Consider the following 1,682-nt stretch of genomic DNA (forward strand, 5'->3'; position numbering starts at 1 on the left):
CGGCACTGCGGTCGGCACAGCGGCTGGAGCCGGCGCTACGACATTGGGATCGGCGCGTTCGATGCGGAAGGTCGTGACATCGGCAGGTGCGGTGCGCCGTGCCGGACGATAACCGGCAATCTGAGTCGGGTTCTTGGAATCGCGGGTGGCGAGGAACGGGGATGGATGGCCGCCCGGCTGATACCAGAGCGCATTGGCGGCGACGAAGGAGAAGACGACGCCGAAGGCAGCGCTGCCGAACAGGGCCTTCGGCCGGCGCGCAGCAGCCCGCGCTCCCGCCAGAGCCAAGCTCGACAGAATGCCAGGCTGCTTGACAGTTTTTTTCCTGTCAGGCGATTTTCGCTTCCGCGCGGTCATCGATAAAATCCTGTTCGTCCATCATGGCCGCATGCCGGGCTGCCCTCAGCCGCGGCGGAAATTCGACTTTCTCCTCCCGGGAATCATCCCGTTTTGCTTCGACGCCGGAGCCGTCCGATGGCAGCAAGATCGTCACCACGGTCCCCTCGCCCGGACGGCTGGCGATCGCAAAACGACCGCCGTGCAGCGCCACCAGACCTTTTACCAGAGAAAGTCCGAGACCGGTACCTTCGTAGGTGCGGGTATAGGCGTTTTCCACCTGCATGAACGGCTGGCCGATATATTGCAGCTTTTCGGCCGCGATGCCGATACCGGTATCGCTGACGGAAATCTTGATGTCGTCGCCCTCAAGAATGGCGTCGATCGACACGACGCCGCCGGGACCGGTGAACTTGATCGCGTTGCCGGCGAGATTGATGAGGATCTGCTGTACGGCGCGACGGTCGGCGATCACTTCGCCAAGCCCGCGGGGGGCACGGCTCGTCAGCGTCACGCCCTTTTCGCGGGCGGTCAGGTCGAGCATGGCGCGGCAGGTTTCCACGGCTTCCGCAATCGCGAAGGGCTCGGCGAGCAGTTCGTAACGGCCGGCCTCGATCTTCGACATGTCGAGCATGGTGTTGACGACGGAGAGCAGATGGCCGCCGGACTGGCGGATCAGGCCAACATATTCGCGCTGGCGGTCGTTTTCGAGCCGGCCGAAATATTCGCCTATGAGCACGTCGGAAAACCCGAGAATGGCATTGAGCGGCGTGCGCAGCTCGTGGCTGACGGCAGCGAGGAACCTCGACTTCGCCTCATGGGCGGAGCGCGCCTCGGCGACATTGGCCGCGGCTTCCAGACGGAGCTGCTCTTCTTCCGAGATGTCGCGCGCCTGCGCCATGACGTAGAGGAGCTCCCCTTCGCCGTCGCGGATGGCAGTCATGTCGAGACGGACCGACAGAAACTGGCGGCCGGCGGCCGAGAACGGCCGCTCGATGCGGATTTCGGCAAGCGCGCTCGGCGCACCCTGGCGCAGCATGTCGAAAGCCTGGACGAGGCCGATCCGGTCGGACACGTGGACGCGCTCGGCAAACGGCTCGCCGGCCGCTTCACGCAGGCTTGCGGGAAACAGGTGCTGGTCGCGACCGCCGGTCTTCACCAGCAGGCCATGCGGATCGAGAATGAGCGACAGGCCCGGCATCGCGTCGAAGGCAACCTCTTCCGGCTGCGGCGCGGCAATGGAAGCCACGGCATGGCGCGGAAACGCAAAGGAGGCGGCAACGGCCAAAAGGAAGAGCGACAAGACCAGCGCGACGCCGACGGGCAGAGCGAGCGCCGGCGGCAAC

At 65.2% G+C, this 1,682-nt stretch carries 1 protein-coding gene and 1 pseudogene; both read right to left on the reverse strand.

Features of this window, described 5'->3' with window-relative positions; all coding sequences use genetic code 11:
- A pseudogene (locus MOV61_RS29845) lies at positions 1-357 on the reverse strand (peptidoglycan-binding protein); the annotation flags it as partial.
- Positions 329-1,682, reverse strand: a 1,354-nt coding sequence (locus tag MOV61_RS29850) for a HAMP domain-containing sensor histidine kinase (protein ID WP_247139166.1), incomplete at its 5' end; no start/stop codon positions are given. The pseudogene MOV61_RS29845 and the gene MOV61_RS29850, both read right to left, overlap by 29 nt.

The organism is Neorhizobium sp. BETTINA12A (genome assembly GCF_023006485.1).
Taxonomy (GTDB): domain Bacteria; phylum Pseudomonadota; class Alphaproteobacteria; order Rhizobiales; family Rhizobiaceae; genus Neorhizobium.